This is a genomic window from Pseudomonas sp. CMR5c, from assembly GCF_003850545.1.
In the GTDB taxonomy this organism is placed as follows: Bacteria; Pseudomonadota; Gammaproteobacteria; order Pseudomonadales; family Pseudomonadaceae; genus Aquipseudomonas; species Aquipseudomonas piscis.
In genome coordinates this window covers 4,822,550-4,837,657 of sequence record NZ_CP027705.1, presented here as the reverse complement: position 1 = coordinate 4,837,657, position 15,108 = coordinate 4,822,550, and the positions used below count along the sequence as shown (strand labels likewise).

Sequence of the window (15,108 nt, the reverse complement as noted above, 5' to 3'; positions counted from 1 at the left end):
GGGGAGCCGAACCTTAGCGCGTTACCCGGGGGCTCGACAATGGGCAGGGTGCGGTTTTATGGGGCTATGGCTGTATGAATGCCTGGCGTACCCGGTCCTCGGAATAATCCTGTGCGTGGCGCTCGACCCAGTCCAGGGCCAGCGCCTCGATACATTGCTGTTCGCTCTGGGGCTCGTGCAGGCGACAGTAGCGACCGATCTGGCAGACCTGTTCACTCATGCGTGCGCCGAACAACGTCTGTTCGTCGACGAAGGCGATGCCCACCAGGTAGCCACGCTTGCGCTTCAGGCACCAGGCCACATAGCCGTTATAGCGGGCATTCTCGCCCAGGGTCGGCATGTGCACTTCAAGCGCGGTGCCGCGACGCCAGGCGCGATGGTAATTGCAGGCCATGCCGCCGAGGCTGATAGTGTGCAGCCGCTGGCGCGAAATGCAGGCATGCTTGCGCAGGGTCAATTCAACCGGAACATCATCAGGATGAGGCAGAAACCGTCCCATGACCGCAGACTCCGAGTGTCGTCCAACTGACATTGTTTCCCGAAGTATAGTGGCCCAATTGGAGCTGACCGATTTCGACGTCGACCAGACCTTGCTGGGGCTGTCGGGGGTTTCCCTGGTGATCTTCACCAGCCCCGGCTGTTCCGCCTGCCGTTGGGCACGGCAGCAGTTACCCAGGCTGGATTTGCCGGTCGATTGTCTGTGCTGGATCGATGCCGGTGACAATGGCGGCGCGGTGGAGCGTTACCAGGTGTTCCACCTTCCAGCATTGTTCGTGGTGCGCGATGCTCGGTTTCATGGGGGCATAGAATCGCGGCTGACGGCTGGGGAACTTGCCCTGGGCCTGGATCAGGCGCTTGAACGATTACCAGAGGAGTTGCCGTGATGGATGCAGTTCGCAAGCCGCGTGTGGGCATTATCGGGACCGGGGCGATCGGCGGTTTTTATGGGTTGCTGCTGGCCCGTGCCGGTTTCGACGTGCACTTTCTATTGCGCAGTGAATTTTCGGCCGTCGTCGAACAGGGGCTGCGCTTGACCAGCGCGGTACATGGCACCTTGACCCTCGATCCAGTGCAGGCCTACGCCAGCGCCGAGCAGATGCCGCCTTGCGATTGGCTGCTGGTGGGCGCCAAGACCACCAGCAACCTGCAACTGGCACCGGCGATCATCCAGGCTGCCGCCCCGGGAGCCAGGGTCCTGTTGTTGCAGAATGGCCTGGGTGTCGAAGACCAGTTGCGTGGTGCTTTGCCCGACTCGCTGCATCTATTGGGCGGCTTGTGCTTCATCTGTGTCCATCGTGCCGGCCCCGGGCAGATCGAGCATCAGGCCCTTGGCGCCGTGAACCTGGGCTATCACAGCGGTCCCGCCGGCGACCCGGCACTGCGCCAGGCGATCGTCGAGGAGGGGGCCGGGTTGTTCCGTGAAGCCGGGATCGATTCCCAGGCCATGGGCAACCTGCAGCAGGCGCGTTGGCAGAAGCTGGTGTGGAACGTGCCGTACAACGGCTTGTCGGTGCTGCTGCGGGCGAGTACCACGCCGCTGATGGCCGACCCGGACTGCCGGCAGTTGATCCAGGACTTGATGCGAGAGGTATTGCAGGGTGCTGCGGCCTGCGGCTACGCCATTCCCGAGGCCTATGCCCAGCAGTTGTTCAAGTCCACCGAGCTCATGCCCGACTATTGGCCCAGCATGTACCATGATTTCCTGCAGCGGCGCCCGCTGGAACTCGGGGCCATCTACGCTGCTCCGCTGGCTGCCGCGCAGGCAGCGGGTTGCGAGCTGCCGAAGATCCGGGCGTTGTACCAGGCCCTGGGCTTCATCGATCGGCATCCGGCCTGAGGCCGGCCCATCACCTCAACTAGGAGCGAATATGGCAAAGGGACTGGACGGCAAGCTGGTGGTGGCGATCTCTTCGCGGGCACTGTTCGACCTGAGTGATAGCCATAAGGTCTACCTGGCCCAGGGGGTGGAGGCCTACCGGCAATACCAGATCGAGCATGAGGAGGAAATCCTCGAACCCGGTGATGCCTTTCCCCTGGTCAAGAAGCTCCTGAGCCTGAATGCCAGCCTGGGGCGGGCGCGAGTCGAGGTGGTGCTGGTATCACGCAACAGCGCCGACACGGGCCTGCGAGTGTTCAACTCGATCCAGCACTATGGCCTGGGGATTTCCCGGGCTGCCTTCGTTGGCGGGCGCAGCCCCTATCCTTACCTGGCGGCCTTTGGCAGCGACCTGTTTCTTTCCACCCATGCCGAGGATGTGCGCAGTGCGCTGGAGGCCGGTTTTGCCGCGGCAACCATTCTTTCCGGTGGCACCCGGAGGGCGGAGAACGGCGAGCTGCGCATTGCCTTCGATGGTGACGCGGTACTGTTTTCCGATGAGTCGGAACGCATCTACCAGTCCGGCGGTCTGGAGGCGTTCCAGGCCAGCGAGCGCCAGTCGGCCCGCGAGCCTCTGCCAGGTGGGCCGTTCAAGGGATTCCTGGCGGCGCTCAACCTGCTCCAGGGCGAGTTCCCCGGCGATGCCTGCCCGATTCGCACGGCACTGGTCACTGCACGTTCGGCCCCGGCCCACGAACGGGTGATCCGGACTTTGCGCGAGTGGAACATCCGCCTCGACGAGTCGCTCTTTCTCGGTGGCCTGGAAAAGGCCGCCTTCCTCGAAGCCTTCGCCGCCGATGTGTTCTTCGACGACCAGGCCGGTCACTGCGAGCTGGCGCGGGAGGTGGTAGCCACCGGTCACGTGCCCCATGGCATCAGTAACCAAGCCAAGGCCTGAGCCCCCCGGAATCCGGGGCTCGCACACCTCCAGGCACTGCTAAGCTGAATCAATCTCCGCCAGATTGGCAGTTGAGGAGGTCGTATGATTCGTTCGATGCTGTATGCCACGGACCTCGGCGTTTACGCCCCCTATGTGATGCAGCACGCCCTGGAACTGGCTCGAACGTTCAATGCCGACCTACACGTGGTGCACGCCGTCGAACCCATGGGGTTGTTCGCCGAGTCGGTATTGCAGAGCTATCTGGACGAGCAGTCGCTGAACGAGTTCCATCGCCAGGGGCTGAACACGGTGATGGCCAATATCGAGCAGCGGGTGCTGGACAGCTTTCGCGAAGAACTGGGGGAGGGCATGCAGGACCTGACCCTGATCCAGTCGGTGCGTGTCCTGCAGGGAGACCCCTCGCAGGTGATACTCGAGCAGACGGCGAAACTCTCGGTGGATCTGTTGATCGTAGGAAGTCACAGCCATGGGGTGGGGGCGCAAACGCCGCTGGGGCGCACCGCCGCGCGGGTCTTGCAACTGGCCAAAGTGCCGGTTTACCTGGTCCCCCTGGTGCAGCGGCGACGCCAGGGCGACGCCTGAGGACGGAATGGAAAATTCTGAAGAAAAGTTCTAGATTTATTCTCCTGACCATTAATATAGTTATATACCGTCGCTGATACCCGTGGCGCCTACCTGCTTTGAGGGATTGATATGAAGCTTCAACAATTGCGCTACATCTGGGAAGTGGCGCACCACGACCTCAACGTTTCCGCTACTGCCCAAAGCCTCTACACCTCGCAACCGGGTATCAGCAAGCAGATCCGCCTGCTCGAGGACGAACTGGGTGTCGAGGTCTTCGCCCGCAGCGGCAAGCACCTGACCCGCGTGACCCCGGCGGGCGAGCGAATCATCAACACCGCTGGCGAGATCCTGCGCAAGGTCGAGAGCATCAAGCAGATCGCCCAGGAATTCTCCAACGAAAAGAAGGGCACCCTGTCCATCGCTACCACCCACACCCAGGCGCGCTATGCCCTGCCTCCGGTGATCAGCAGCTTCATCAAGCAGTACCCGGATGTGGCCCTGCACATGCACCAGGGTTCGCCCATGCAGATCGCCGAGATGGCTGCCGACGGTACCGTGGACTTCGCCATCGCCACCGAGGCGCTGGAGCTGTTCGGCGACCTGGTGATGATGCCGTGCTACCGCTGGAACCGCTGCGTGGTCGTACCCCAGGGCCACCCGTTGACCAAGCTGCCGAAGCTGACCCTCGAGACCCTGGCCGAATACCCGATCGTGACCTACGTGTTCGGCTTCACTGGCCGCTCCAAGCTCGACGAAGCCTTCAGCCATCGCGGCCTGACGCCCAAGGTGGTATTCACCGCCGCCGACGCCGACGTGATCAAGACTTATGTGCGCCTCGGCCTGGGCGTGGGCATCGTGGCCAAGATGGCCGTGGATACCAAGCTCGATAGCGACCTGGTGGTACTGGATGCCAGCGAGCTGTTCGAGTCGAGCATCACCAAGATCGGTTTCCGTCGCGGTACCTTCCTGCGGGGCTTCATGTGCGACTTCATCGAGAAGTTCGCCCCCCACCTGACTCGCGAAGTCATGGCCAAGGCCATCCAGTGCCATAACAAGCAGGAACTGGAAGAGCTGTTCGACGGCGTCGAGCTACCGGTCCACTGATTTCCCGCCGGCCTAGCGCACCTCGGTGACAGTGAACTGTTGCCGAGAGCCGGCCACCACGATTTCCACTTCATCACCCTCGAACTTGCCAAGCAGGCCCTGGCCCATGGGCGAGCGTGGAGTGATCACCGTCACCATCTGGCCGACCACCTGGACCTTCAGCCCCGCTCCGTCGGGCCCGAGGAACAGCCACTGTTCGCGCCCGCGCTCATCTTCCAGGCCCAGCAGGCTCCCGACCTGGATGCTCGATTGCGCATCGCCGGGGCGCAAGACCAGGTTCTGCCAGAGCCCCAGGGCCTGGCGGATTTCCTCGACCCGCCTGGATTGGCCGGCGGCCAGGTACGCGGCTTCAAGCCCCAGGGTGTCGTACTTGTTCTCGGCGACGTTCTCTTCGTGGGTCGCGGTTTCGTAGGCGGTTTGCGCCGCTCGCAGGGCGATCTGCAGATCGTCCTGGAGCTGTTGCAGGATCAGTTGGTAGACGGACTGTTTATTCATGGTCAATTACAGAACTGCAGGACGTTGGCCCGGCTCTTGTCGCTCGGCGCGGTCTGGTCCTGCTGCAGCCAGAACTGGCACTTGGGGTTGGACAGGTTGCGCGGGTTGCTACGGGCGTTCTCCAGGGATTGCAGTTCCTCGTTCTTGCGCAGGTTTTCCTGGTATTGCTCGAACAGGCGGTTGGGCTGTTGGGGGGCGGTCACAGCGGGTTTGCCCAGTTGTTGCACGGCCTGGGCCACCGGCGCCAGTTGCTGGCTGAACAGAAAGTGCGAGGCCAGCCAGCAGGTCAGGGCGATCGCCAGGAACCCCAGCCACAGGCCCAAGGCGATACTGGCGCTGAGCGCCAGGGCATTGAAGCCGATGCGCAATGGGCGGCGGGCGGGCGGACGGTGCGGCATGGTTGCCTCCTGGCGGGCAAGGTTGAACGAGAGCTGATTGTCGCACGAAGATTAATCGAGGTCGGCTCTTCTGCGCAGGGGCATTTATGCGGACAATCGGCGCCTTTGCCAATCGGGGACAGGAATGAAAGCCTCCTGGGACATTTTTTGCAGCGTCGTCGACAACTACGGGGATATCGGCGTGACCTGGCGTCTGGCCCGGCAGTTGGTGGCCGAACATGGGTGTGCCGTGCGCTTGTGGGTCGACGACTTGCGCGCCTTCGAGCGGATCTGTCCGGAGATCGACATGGACAAGGACCGCCAGCAGCAGGACGGGGTCGAGGTCCGGCATTGGCCGGCCCAGTGGCCAGGTGAAGCCGCGGCCGATGTGGTGATCGCTGCGTTCGCCTGCCAGTTGCCCCACGCCTATATGGAAGCCATGGCCGATCGTGAACGGACGCCCTTGTGGTTGAACCTGGATTACCTGAGCGCCGAGGACTGGGTCGGGGGCTGCCACGGCCTGCCCTCGGTGAAGTTTCGTGGCGTGCAGAAGTACTTCTTCTTCCCGGGATTCCAGGCGCAGACCGGCGGGTTGCTGCGCGAGAGCGGCCTGCTGGAGCGGCGCCGGGCGTTCCAGGCTGACCTCGAGGCCCAGGCGGCATTCCTTCGCCAGCTTGGGGTGGTGCCAGCCAGCGATGCCCGGTTGATGTCGCTGTTCGCCTATGAAAATGCCGGCCTGGCCGGCTGGCTGGACGCCCTGGCCGCCGATCGCCGCCCCACCCATTTATTGGTGCCCGAAGGGCGCATCCTCGGTGATGTGCAACGCTGGCTGGGCGTCGACTCCTTGGCCGTGGGCAGCGTGCTGGCCCGGCAATCGCTGACGCTCCAGGTGCTGCCTTTCATCCGCCAGGAAGATTATGACCACCTGCTGTGGTGCTGCGATTTCAATGCGGTACGGGGCGAAGACTCTTTCGTTCGGGCGCAATGGGCGGGGCGGCCGATGCTCTGGCACATCTATCGCCAGGACGAAGACATCCACCTGGACAAGCTCGAGGCGTTCCTTGCGCTCTACACCCGGGGGCTGTCAGCCGAGGCCGGGGCGGCGGTGCTGGCCCTGTGGCGGGCCTGGAACACCGAGGGGCAGATGGCCGATCCCTGGGCAAAACTGCTGCGACACTGGCCGGAAATCGCCGCGCATGCCGAACAATGGTGTCTGGAACAGGGCTTGCAGGCCGATCTTGCTGCGGCGCTGGTGCAGTTTTACCTAAATTGGATATGATACGCGGCCTAGATTTTTGTAAATCCCATCCAAATTCGGATATTCGCAATGAAAACTGGTAAAGAACTCAAACCCGGTACCGTGATCCGTATCGACAACGATCCTTGGCTGGTTCAGAAAGCTGAATTCACCAAGTCCGGTCGTAACAGCGCGATCATGAAGACCAAGCTGAAGAACCTGCTGACCGGTTACAAGACCGAAACCGTTTACGGTGCGGACGACAAACTGGACGACGTGATCCTGGATCGCAAAGAAGCGACCCTGTCGTTCATCAGCGGTGACTCCTACACCTTCATGGACACCACCGACTACACCATGTACGAGCTGAACTCCGAGGACATCGAAGCCGTTCTGCCGTTCATCGAAGAAGGCATGACCGACGTCTGCGAAGCCGTGTTCTTCGAAGGCCGCCTGGTTTCCGTTGACCTGCCGACCACCATCGTGCGCCAGATCGACTACACCGAAGGTTCCGCTCGCGGCGACACTTCGGGCAAGGTGATGAAGCCTGCCAAACTGAAGAACGGCACCGAGCTGAGCGTTGCCGACTTCATCGAGATCGGCGACTGGATCGAGATCGATACCCGCGAAGGCGGTTCTTACAAAGGCCGCGCCAAGGTTTAAACCTGGCCCGTTCTTGTAGATGAAAAAGCCCGACCTTGAGTCGGGCTTTTTTGTGCCTGCAATTCGTCGTTTCAGACGCTTACGTGCAGGCGAACATCGACATTGCCGCGGGTGGCGTTGGAGTAGGGGCAGACCTGGTGAGCGGCATCTACCAGGCTTTGTGCCTCATCCTGGGCCAGGCCGGGCAGGTTGATGTGCAGGTCGATGTCCAGGCCGAAGCCGCCGGGGATCTGGCCGATGCCGACATGGGCGGTGATCGAGGCGTTGTCTGGAATCTTGCGCTTGCTCTGGCTGGCCACGAACTTCAAGGCGCCGATGAAGCACGCCGAGTAGCCGGCGGCGAACAGCTGCTCCGGATTGGTTGCCTGTCCACCCGCACCGCCCAGCTCCTTGGGAGTGGCCAACTTGACGTCGAGGATGTTGTCGCTGGAAACGGCACGACCGTCACGGCCACCGGTGGCGGTTGCAACTGCGGTATAGAGAGTCTGCATGGTGAAAGCCTCGTTCTGGTTTGTGGGTGCTAATTATTGGTGCGCTAAGTAATTTGTGATGTGAATATATTGCGCTAATATTTAGTGCGCAAGATAAATTTTCGTGTAAAACCGTCCATAGGGCGCTTTTAATGGCTAACCAATTGATTAATAAAGAAAATATTTTTTGACGAAGGACCAGCCCCAAGGCGGGGCCGGTAGGCTCTGCGGAGGGCTAGAGGCTTTCTTGCAGATTACGGCGCAGGGCCAGCAGGTCTTCCTGCAACTGGCGCAGTTGCGCCACCGTCTGGCCGCTGGCGCCGAGGATGCATTGTGGTATTGCCTGGGCCTGGGCTTGCAGGGCGCGGCCCTGTTCGGTCAATTGGACGATCACCACTCGTTCGTCTTCACGGCTTCGCGTACGGCTGAGCAGGCCCTCGGCCTCCAGGCGCTTGAGCAGTGGGGTCAGGGAGCCGGGGTCGGTGAGCAGGCGCTGGCTGATTTCGCCGACAGTCAGCCCATCCCGCTCCCAGAGCACCAGCATCGCCAAGTATTGTGGATAAGTCAGCCCCAGGCGCTGCAATAGCGGTTTGTAGACCTTGGTCATCAGCAAAGAGGTGGAATGCAGGGCGAAGCACAATTGGTTGTCCAGCAGCAGTGGATCGCAGGCGGGCGAGGTGGTGCGTTCGGTGGTCATGTCGAAGCCTTGATCATTGATGGTCCTGAATCTAGCGGGCGAATCTTTAATGCGCCAGATGAATTTCGCCAGGGCTCAGCCCATGGTGCTCTGCAGGGCCAGGTCCCATGGTGGAATAGGGCTGAACCGGCTCTTGAGGTACTCCAGCAGCAGACGGCTGCGGGCATTGGGATGCTGCTCCATGCGCAAGGCATAGATGCCGGCGGTTTCCGGCTTGGGCAAACCGCCGTTGCAGAACAGCGGCACCAGTTCCCCGCGCAGCAGATATTCGCTGGCTAGCCAGGTCGGCAGGTGGGCGATGCCCAGGCCGGCCAAGGCCCCGGACAGCAGGGCCTCGGCGTTGTTGGCACTGAAACGGATCCGCCGCGGACGATGAGTCTGCAGTTGGCCGTCGAGTTCGAAGCGCCAGGCGAACAACGGAGCCAGGCCGTCCCAGTCCAGGCCATCATGCTGGTCGAGTTCGGCCGGGTGGACCGGTGTGCCGTGGCTCTTCAAGTAGGCTGGGCTGGCACAGGCGATCCGCACGATGCTGGCCAGGGTCGTGGCCACCATGCGCGTGTCCACCTGCTGTCCGGCCCGCAGTACCAGGTCGACCTTGCCCAGATGCGAGCCTTGCATGTCGACGAAGCTGTCGATCAAGTGCAGTTGCACGTCCAGGCCCGGGTACAGCATCAGGAAATCCGCGATGGCCGGGGCCAGGTGGCGGCGGCCGAAGGCGGCAGGAGCATCGATGCGGATCAGCCCCTCCGGCGCATGGCTCAAGGACACTGCCTCGGCCCTGGCCAGTTGCAGTTCGGCGACGATGCGCCGGGCTCGCTCGGCGAATGCCAGGCCGGCCGCGGTGGCCACTACGGCATGGGTGGTGCGCATGAACAGCGTGGTGCCCACGGCTTTTTCCAGGCCGTCGATACGCCGGGCCACTGCCGAAGGGGTCAGGGGATGGCGGCGGGCGGCGGCGGAGAAGCTGCCGGCTTCTAGCACATCGAGAAACAGCCCCAGTTGTTCAGTAAGGATATTGGGATTCATGGTCAGCTCGCCTATGCGAAAACAGCAAAGCCATTGTGCGTTGCTTTGCGTTTCCGTACCAGCGGTGACTGCGTAGCATGCAAGCCTCGAGTGAGGAGAGCGGTCTTGATCGATTTAGTGATGTATCTGCTATTGGGCGCGGCCCTGGGGACGGTCGGGGGCCTGTTCGGCATCGGTGGCGGGTTGATCGCCATCCCTGTGCTGGGGGTGTGGTTCGGTCTGGACCAGCAACTGGCCCAGGGCACGGCGCTGGTGATGGTGGTGCCGAACGTGATGCTGGCGCTGTGGCGTTATCACCAGCACAACCGTATCGAGGCCCGGCATGCCTTGCCCCTGGCGCTGATGGGCTTCAGCTTCGCCTGGCTCGGTTCGATCTGGGCGGTGGGTATCGACCCACAGAAAATGCGCACCATCTTCGTGGTTTTCCTCCTGGCCCTGTCCGGCTACAACCTGTTGCGGTTGTTCGGCAATGTTCCCGCGACAGCTTCATCGATGCGCTATTCCTGGCCTTGGTTGGGAGCGCTGGGAGCGGCTTCCGGGGCGCTTGGCGGGCTGTTCGGGGTCGGCAGCGCGGTAGTGGCCACCCCGGTGCTGACCAGTGTCTTCGGCACCTCCCAGGTGGTGGCCCAGGGCTTGGCCCTGGCCCTGGCGCTGCCTAGCACCGGGGTGACCCTGGTGACCTATGGTCTGCATCACCAGGTGAACTGGCTGGTGGGCCTGCCATTGGCGGCCGGTGGCTTGCTAAGCATCAGTTGGGGGGTGAAGGTCGCCCATGCCTTGCCCGAGCGCCTGCTGCGCGCATTGTTCTGCGCCTTCCTGGTGATTTGCGCAGTGATGTTGGGACTCAGGACTTGAAACCCTCGACGATATGCTCGGCCAGGCATTCGGTGATCGGCGATGGCTGGTTGAGGTTGCGTACCAGCATGATGCTGGCCTCCGGTAGCAACGGCAGGCCTTCGGCTTCTCCCAGGATGCGCAAGTCAGGTGTGATCAGGCTCTCCAGCTGGGCAGTGACCGCCAGCCCCGCGCTGACCACCGCCATGATCGCCGACAGGCTGGAGCTGTTGTAGGCGATGCGGTAGTCGAGGCCGCTGGCATCCAGGGCGTTGCAGGCCCACAGCCGGCAGAAGCAGTCGCTGTTGAACATCGCCAGGGGTAGCGGTGTTTGCCCCGGGGGCTCGAAGCACTCGGCCGCGGCCCAGACGAAACGCTCCTTGCGCAGCAACTGGCCGATTTCGTTGCCCGGCTCGCGAGTGACGATGGACAGGTCCAGGTCCTGGCGCTGCAACAGTTGCCTGGACGATTCGCAATGCACCTCGATCTGGATCAACGGGTAACTCTGGGCGAATCGCGACAGGATGCCCGGCAGGAAGCGCATCACGTAGTCATCCGGAGTACCGATGCGCACCAGGCCCACCATATGCGGCTCGCGCAGGGTATTGAACACCTCGCTGTGCAGCTTGAGGATGCGCCGGGCATACCCCAGCAGTACCTGGCCTTCGGCGGTGAGCTTGACCTGGCGGCCGTCGCGCTGGAACAGCTGGCGTTGCAGCACGTCCTCCTCCAGCCGTTTCATCTGCATGCTCACCGCTGACTGAGTACGGTTGACCCGCTCGCCGGCCCGGGTGAAACCACCTTCATCGGCGATGGCGACGAAGGTGCGCAGCACTTCGGTATCGATGCTGGGGAACTGGGACATTCATCAAACCCTGAGATGGATACGCGGGAAGCATTCTTGCGGCTGATCTTATTCCCCACGGACCAGTGCCGTCATCCCCCGGGCTGGCGGTTCATGCCCGGTTTTGGGATGACAGCCAGGCAAGTACTTGTTGCGGATTCTGATCGGGGGGGAACACCGGGTAGAACACTTGCTCGATCCGCCCGCCATCGATCACCAGGGTCAGGCGCTTGAGAAAACGCCTGCCGTTGAGCTCGAACTGTGGCAGGGCCAGGGCCCGGGCCAGGTGTTCCTCGGCATCGGACAACAGCGGGAAGGGCAGGTGCAGGCGTTCGACGGCTTCGCGCTGGTAGGCGCTGTCCTGGCTCGACAGGCCGAACAATCGCGCCACGCCCGCTGCTGCAAGCTCCTGGGCATGATCGCGAAAGGCACAGGATTGCGGGGTGCAGCCACGGGCCCCGGGGGTCTGGTCCCAGCCCTCGAGCAGCGGCAGGTCCGGCCGGCCGGTACGCGGATAGATGTACAGCACCGTCCGACCTGGCAGCACGGACAGGTCCACTGCCTGTCCGGTGGTCGAGGGTAGCGACAATTGCGGCAGGTATCGGCCGGCCAGGTGCCGGGCCGCGCCGTCATCCTGGGGAGCGGGAATGCTCGACCAATCCACGTTCAGCATGTCTCTCATCGCCAATGCTCCTTGGTGCTCCGGTTGTGCTTGCCGGTCTCGTCGCCTCCGGCGGCTGCAAGACTGTTATAGGTGATATCGCTTGTTTCTGCTCTTGTTGGGGAACTATTCAAAGTTGATAGTTTGGCAATAGTTATTATCAGGCCTGGAAATAAGCAAGTTTCGATACAGTGGTTGGCTATGTTTTTATTGTTATTAATTGCCTCTGGCGATAAAAATTACAGATTGAGGGTGATGCCGATTAATGGCGTGTTTTATCTTTTCTCAAGTTTGCCTAAAGCTATATCCGCAACTAGTGTTGCGGGTGCCATGTACAGATGGTCTGTACTGGGATTGCGACCAACTTTGGAGGGTCCTTTCATGAGCGCGAAAGCGGAACATGCCGAACCAACTAATGCAGAACTTACCCAGCTCAAGGCCAAGCTCAAGGCCGGCAAGCTGGCGCCAGAAGACCTCAAGGCCCTGGTCGGCCTGGTAGAGCGTACGGAGAAGGCCGCCAAGCAACTTAGGGCAGCCATAGTCGAGTAACCGACGCTAACGTCTTGGAGGGCGGATCAGAAATGGAAATCACTACTCGGAACAATCATGTTGATCTATCTGAACCATTGCGTAGCCCTCCATTTTTAGCGCGAAGTACCCATGGCGATCATGCGGTGCTGTTATTGGGAAGCCTGGAAGCTCCGATCTCGACGCTGAGCGACAATGCCTCTTTTACCGAGCGCCTGGCCCAGAGCCTCAACTTATCGATACTGGGCAGTCACTTCAGCGCGGAAGAATTCATCTTGTTGCTCGGCGAGCAATACACCGCCGCCGAAGAGTTCGTATATGGCCATCCGATCTGGAGAAAGATCCGCGAGGGTGATCAATCCGCGTTGCATGCCTACATCCTGGAAACCCGGCATTACCTGGCTGCCGCCGCTTCCCGGATGTGCCCTGCCGTCAGCCCGGGTATCGGCTTGTCACCGATCACCCTGATGCTCTCCAGGCATGCCCTGGAGGAATGGGATCACGCGCGGTTCTTCAACGAGGCCCTGGAGCTCATCGGTTGCTCGAACGACGTGGTACGGCTGGCCAGGCCCTTGCCGGCGACCCTGGAGTGGATCCACCTGTCCCGGCACATCGCGGCCATGGGCGAGTTGGTGTCGGCCGCCTGTTCCGGCTTCATGGAGCATTCCTCGGTGGAGAAAGAAGCCGTGATTGGCTGGCACGACCTGCTGGTGGGCCACAACCTGCTGAGCCGCATGGCCACCAACAAAGTGCTGGGCCACTTCGCCACCGACCTCGACTACGGGCACTCCGAGAACTGGAAGAAGGCGGTCCGCACCCAGGACTGTCATCCCGCCTCGGTGGTGGCCAGCGTACTGAACACGGTGTGCAGCCTGAGCGAGATGATCTACCGCTGGTTGTCCGCCCTCGAGCAGGGCTGCGCCAGTTCCATCGTCACGGCGGCGCAAGTGCTCGCCGAGGATGGCCTGGATCAACCGCTGCGCGATTGCGATTCGCCGCTGGAGGTGGGCATCTTCCAGGGCTTGCCGGTCTGGCCGGCCAGTGTCATGAGCCTGGTCAACGGCGAACGCTCTGGTGATGACAGCCCTTCGGACATCATCGTCGCTTCCTGTTATGCCCTGGGGCACCGGGTGCCACAACTGGCCGCCAACGGCGCGCCGTTCTGCCTGCTGCTGGGGCAGATCCACGAGCAACTGGTCGACAGCCAGGGGGGCGGCGCCGACAGCGTCGCGGCCATCGAACGGATGACCACGGATTGGCTGGTGTCGGTGGACGGCCATCCTTTATGGCAGCAGATGACCCAGGGGTGCAGCGACGAACTGGTGATTGGCTACATGCTGGAGAATTTCCATTACCTGGCCTCGGCCACCCGCCATGTCAGCCCGGCGATTGCCGCCTGCCAGGATGCGCGGATCCGCGAAAACCTGTTGCAGCACCTGCAGGACGAGCTGACCCATTGCGACATTCTCAAGCCTCGCCTACGGGAGCTGGGAGTCCGGCAGCCTACGGCGATGCGACCGCTGCCTACCACCGCGGCCTTCGTCGGTTACCTCAGCGACCTGGCGCGCCATGACTGGAAGGGCTACCTGATCGGTTCGACCTACCTGCAAAAAAGCCTGAGCGAATGCCGCGGCGATGATCGCCACATGAAGTTCTATTCCCGGGTTTCGGCCAACAATCCCCGTTGCGCCGCGCTGCTGGGGGCCATGGCGGCCCACGATGAGCTGGATGATGAACTGGGCCATGACTTGCGACCCTCACGCAATATCCAGTACCTGCTGGCACGGGGCGAGGTGAGTCGCGATTCCGTGGCGCGGGCGGCGATCCTGCCGTCGCTGGCCTGGAGTTTCCTGGATGGCATTCGCGCCCATTACTGCACCGGCAAGGATTCGGTCCTGCAGCGCCAGGCCTGGAGTGCAAGATGAACCGGCCTTACTTCCAGACGGTGCAGCCCCTGGCGCGCCTGCATGAGCTGCTGTTCGAGGAGCAGGACTTCGACGCCCTGGCCAGGCGCCTGCCGGAGCCGCGCATGTCGCTGGCGATGTGGCGCGATGTGCTGCACAGCGAGTTGCTGGCGCTGTTTCGCTGGGCGCTGATCCGCGCCAAGGAGGACCTGGGCCAGGCGCAGGCCCAGGCCTACGGCGAGGAGGTCCTGTGCCTGTTGCCTTACTACGGTTTTTGCCTGCATGCCATTCGCCGCGCCGTGCCATTCGCCTTGATGGGCATTCCCACCACGGTGTCGGTACGCGATGACCGTTATCCGGAGGCCAGCGCAGTGATCGCCGAATTGGCGAGCCTGCTGCAGGTGCAGGAGCTGCTGCGCGTCAGCGACCAGCCCTCGGCGAGCCTGGCCAGGCAGTTCCAGGGACGGGACGGGCTGATCGTCCTCACTGGCAAGCAGTCCACCTATGCCAGCTTGCGCAGTCGTTATCCGCAGGCGCGAATCATGGGGGCGACGGGCTGTTGCGCGGTGGTCCTGGCGGCGGCTGAAGAGCCGGCGCGGCAGATCGAAAAACAGCGCATGCAAGGCCGACTTTCAGTTAGTTGCAGCAATCACGGGCATACCGTGCTGGTCGAAGCGCTGGCCCCTGGGGCGGCGGTGCTGGCCGTCGATGGCAGCCGGCCGACGACCCGGCCTCGTGTGGAGGACGTCCTCGGGCAGTTGCATCCGTCCATAGTGTTGGCGCCTTCGGCTGCGGACCTGCCCGACGACCTGGGAGGCTACAGCCTGTTGGCATGGGAGGAGGCCGCGACGGCCAGTCTCGATGGTTTCGGGCGGGACCCTCTGGGCGGCTGGCCCGGAGACTACCGGATTTGAGATGGCGTTGGAT

19 protein-coding genes are annotated in these 15,108 nt (G+C 62.3%); 11 read left to right on the top strand and 8 right to left on the bottom strand.

Translation table 11 applies throughout. The features are described from left to right. Window positions 1-64: 64 nt before the first annotated feature. Window positions 65-499 carry a PilZ domain-containing protein gene (locus C4K40_RS22070; protein ID WP_031320260.1) on the bottom strand — a complete coding sequence of 145 codons (435 nt, stop codon included), beginning with the start codon at window positions 497-499 and terminating at the stop codon, window positions 65-67. On the opposite strand from C4K40_RS22070, the gene C4K40_RS22065 reads away from it, so the two are divergent. The 5 genes from C4K40_RS22065 to cysB all read left to right on the top strand — a co-directional run bounded on the left by C4K40_RS22065 (window position 498) and on the right by cysB (window position 4,445). After that, the gene (locus tag C4K40_RS22065; protein ID WP_053133153.1) at window positions 498-884 is read left to right on the top strand and encodes a thioredoxin; all 387 of its coding nucleotides are present in this window, start codon (window positions 498-500) and stop codon (window positions 882-884) included. The genes C4K40_RS22070 and C4K40_RS22065 overlap by 2 nt on opposite strands. Next, window positions 884-1,837, top strand: a complete 954-nt coding sequence (locus C4K40_RS22060; RefSeq protein ID WP_053133151.1) for a putative 2-dehydropantoate 2-reductase — start codon at window positions 884-886, stop codon at window positions 1,835-1,837. Before C4K40_RS22065 ends, C4K40_RS22060 begins: the two co-directional genes overlap by 1 nt. Before the next feature lie 31 nt (window positions 1,838-1,868). Beyond that, window positions 1,869-2,774, top strand: coding sequence for a 5'-nucleotidase (locus C4K40_RS22055; RefSeq protein WP_022640081.1), 906 nt, complete (start codon window positions 1,869-1,871; stop codon window positions 2,772-2,774). Between the two features lie 84 nt (window positions 2,775-2,858). Continuing rightward, a complete protein-coding gene (locus C4K40_RS22050; protein ID WP_022640080.1) occupies window positions 2,859-3,359 on the top strand; it encodes a universal stress protein in 501 nt (166 codons plus the stop codon). Between the two features lie 111 nt (window positions 3,360-3,470). Beyond that, window positions 3,471-4,445, top strand: a complete 975-nt coding sequence (cysB, locus tag C4K40_RS22045; protein WP_022640079.1) for an HTH-type transcriptional regulator CysB — start codon at window positions 3,471-3,473, stop codon at window positions 4,443-4,445. A gap of 12 nt (window positions 4,446-4,457) precedes the next feature. Here the strand turns inward: cysB and C4K40_RS22040 are convergent, their stop codons facing one another. Together C4K40_RS22040 and C4K40_RS22035 are read right to left on the bottom strand one after the other, a co-directional pair. Next, a complete protein-coding gene (locus C4K40_RS22040) occupies window positions 4,458-4,940 on the bottom strand; it encodes a GreA/GreB family elongation factor (RefSeq protein ID WP_022640078.1) in 483 nt (160 codons plus the stop codon). 2 nt (window positions 4,941-4,942) lie between these two features. Next, entirely contained in the window at window positions 4,943-5,338 is a 396-nt protein-coding gene (locus C4K40_RS22035; protein WP_053133148.1) for a hypothetical protein, read from the bottom strand. Window positions 5,339-5,462: 124 nt separating this feature from the next. On the opposite strand from C4K40_RS22035, the gene earP reads away from it, so the two are divergent. Together earP and C4K40_RS22025 are read left to right on the top strand one after the other, a co-directional pair. Next, entirely contained in the window at window positions 5,463-6,596 is a 1,134-nt protein-coding gene (earP, locus tag C4K40_RS22030; protein WP_053133145.1) for an elongation factor P maturation arginine rhamnosyltransferase EarP, read from the top strand. Between the two features lie 48 nt (window positions 6,597-6,644). Further along, window positions 6,645-7,217, top strand: a complete 573-nt coding sequence (locus C4K40_RS22025) for an elongation factor P (protein ID WP_053133142.1) — start codon at window positions 6,645-6,647, stop codon at window positions 7,215-7,217. Between the two features lie 71 nt (window positions 7,218-7,288). Here the strand turns inward: C4K40_RS22025 and C4K40_RS22020 are convergent, their stop codons facing one another. From C4K40_RS22020 to C4K40_RS22010, 3 genes are all read right to left on the bottom strand, one after another. After that, window positions 7,289-7,708, bottom strand: coding sequence for an organic hydroperoxide resistance protein (locus tag C4K40_RS22020; RefSeq protein ID WP_022640073.1), 420 nt, complete (start codon window positions 7,706-7,708; stop codon window positions 7,289-7,291). A gap of 214 nt (window positions 7,709-7,922) precedes the next feature. Next, window positions 7,923-8,384: a MarR family winged helix-turn-helix transcriptional regulator gene (locus tag C4K40_RS22015; protein WP_022640072.1), complete on the bottom strand. Its 462-nt coding sequence runs from the start codon at window positions 8,382-8,384 to the stop codon at window positions 7,923-7,925. A gap of 75 nt (window positions 8,385-8,459) precedes the next feature. Further along, entirely contained in the window at window positions 8,460-9,410 is a 951-nt protein-coding gene (locus C4K40_RS22010; RefSeq protein WP_053133139.1) for a LysR family transcriptional regulator, read from the bottom strand. Between the two features lie 105 nt (window positions 9,411-9,515). Between C4K40_RS22010 and C4K40_RS22005 the strand changes: the two genes are divergently transcribed. Further along, the gene (locus C4K40_RS22005) at window positions 9,516-10,265 is read left to right on the top strand and encodes a sulfite exporter TauE/SafE family protein (protein WP_053133136.1); all 750 of its coding nucleotides are present in this window, start codon (window positions 9,516-9,518) and stop codon (window positions 10,263-10,265) included. Here C4K40_RS22005 and C4K40_RS22000 read toward each other — a convergent pair. Further along, window positions 10,255-11,109, bottom strand: coding sequence for a LysR substrate-binding domain-containing protein (locus tag C4K40_RS22000; protein ID WP_022640069.1), 855 nt, complete (start codon window positions 11,107-11,109; stop codon window positions 10,255-10,257). The two genes, C4K40_RS22005 and C4K40_RS22000, sit on opposite strands and share 11 nt — an antisense overlap. Window positions 11,110-11,200: 91 nt before the next feature. Further along, window positions 11,201-11,770, bottom strand: a complete 570-nt coding sequence (locus tag C4K40_RS21995; protein ID WP_053133133.1) for a peroxiredoxin — start codon at window positions 11,768-11,770, stop codon at window positions 11,201-11,203. 360 nt (window positions 11,771-12,130) lie between these two features. Between C4K40_RS21995 and C4K40_RS31645 the strand changes: the two genes are divergently transcribed. The 3 genes from C4K40_RS31645 (at window position 12,131) to C4K40_RS21985 (ending at window position 15,095) form a co-directional block, all read left to right on the top strand. Beyond that, complete coding sequence (locus C4K40_RS31645; RefSeq protein ID WP_022640067.1) at window positions 12,131-12,298, top strand: hypothetical protein; 168 nt, start codon at window positions 12,131-12,133, stop codon at window positions 12,296-12,298. Window positions 12,299-12,423: 125 nt separating this feature from the next. After that, window positions 12,424-14,202: a hypothetical protein gene (locus C4K40_RS21990; protein WP_022640066.1), complete on the top strand. Its 1,779-nt coding sequence runs from the start codon at window positions 12,424-12,426 to the stop codon at window positions 14,200-14,202. Beyond that, on the top strand, window positions 14,199-15,095 hold the full coding sequence (locus tag C4K40_RS21985) for a hypothetical protein (protein WP_053133130.1): 897 nt from the start codon (window positions 14,199-14,201) through the stop codon (window positions 15,093-15,095). The genes C4K40_RS21990 and C4K40_RS21985 overlap by 4 nt, the downstream gene beginning before the upstream one ends. Window positions 15,096-15,108: the final 13 nt, after the last annotated feature.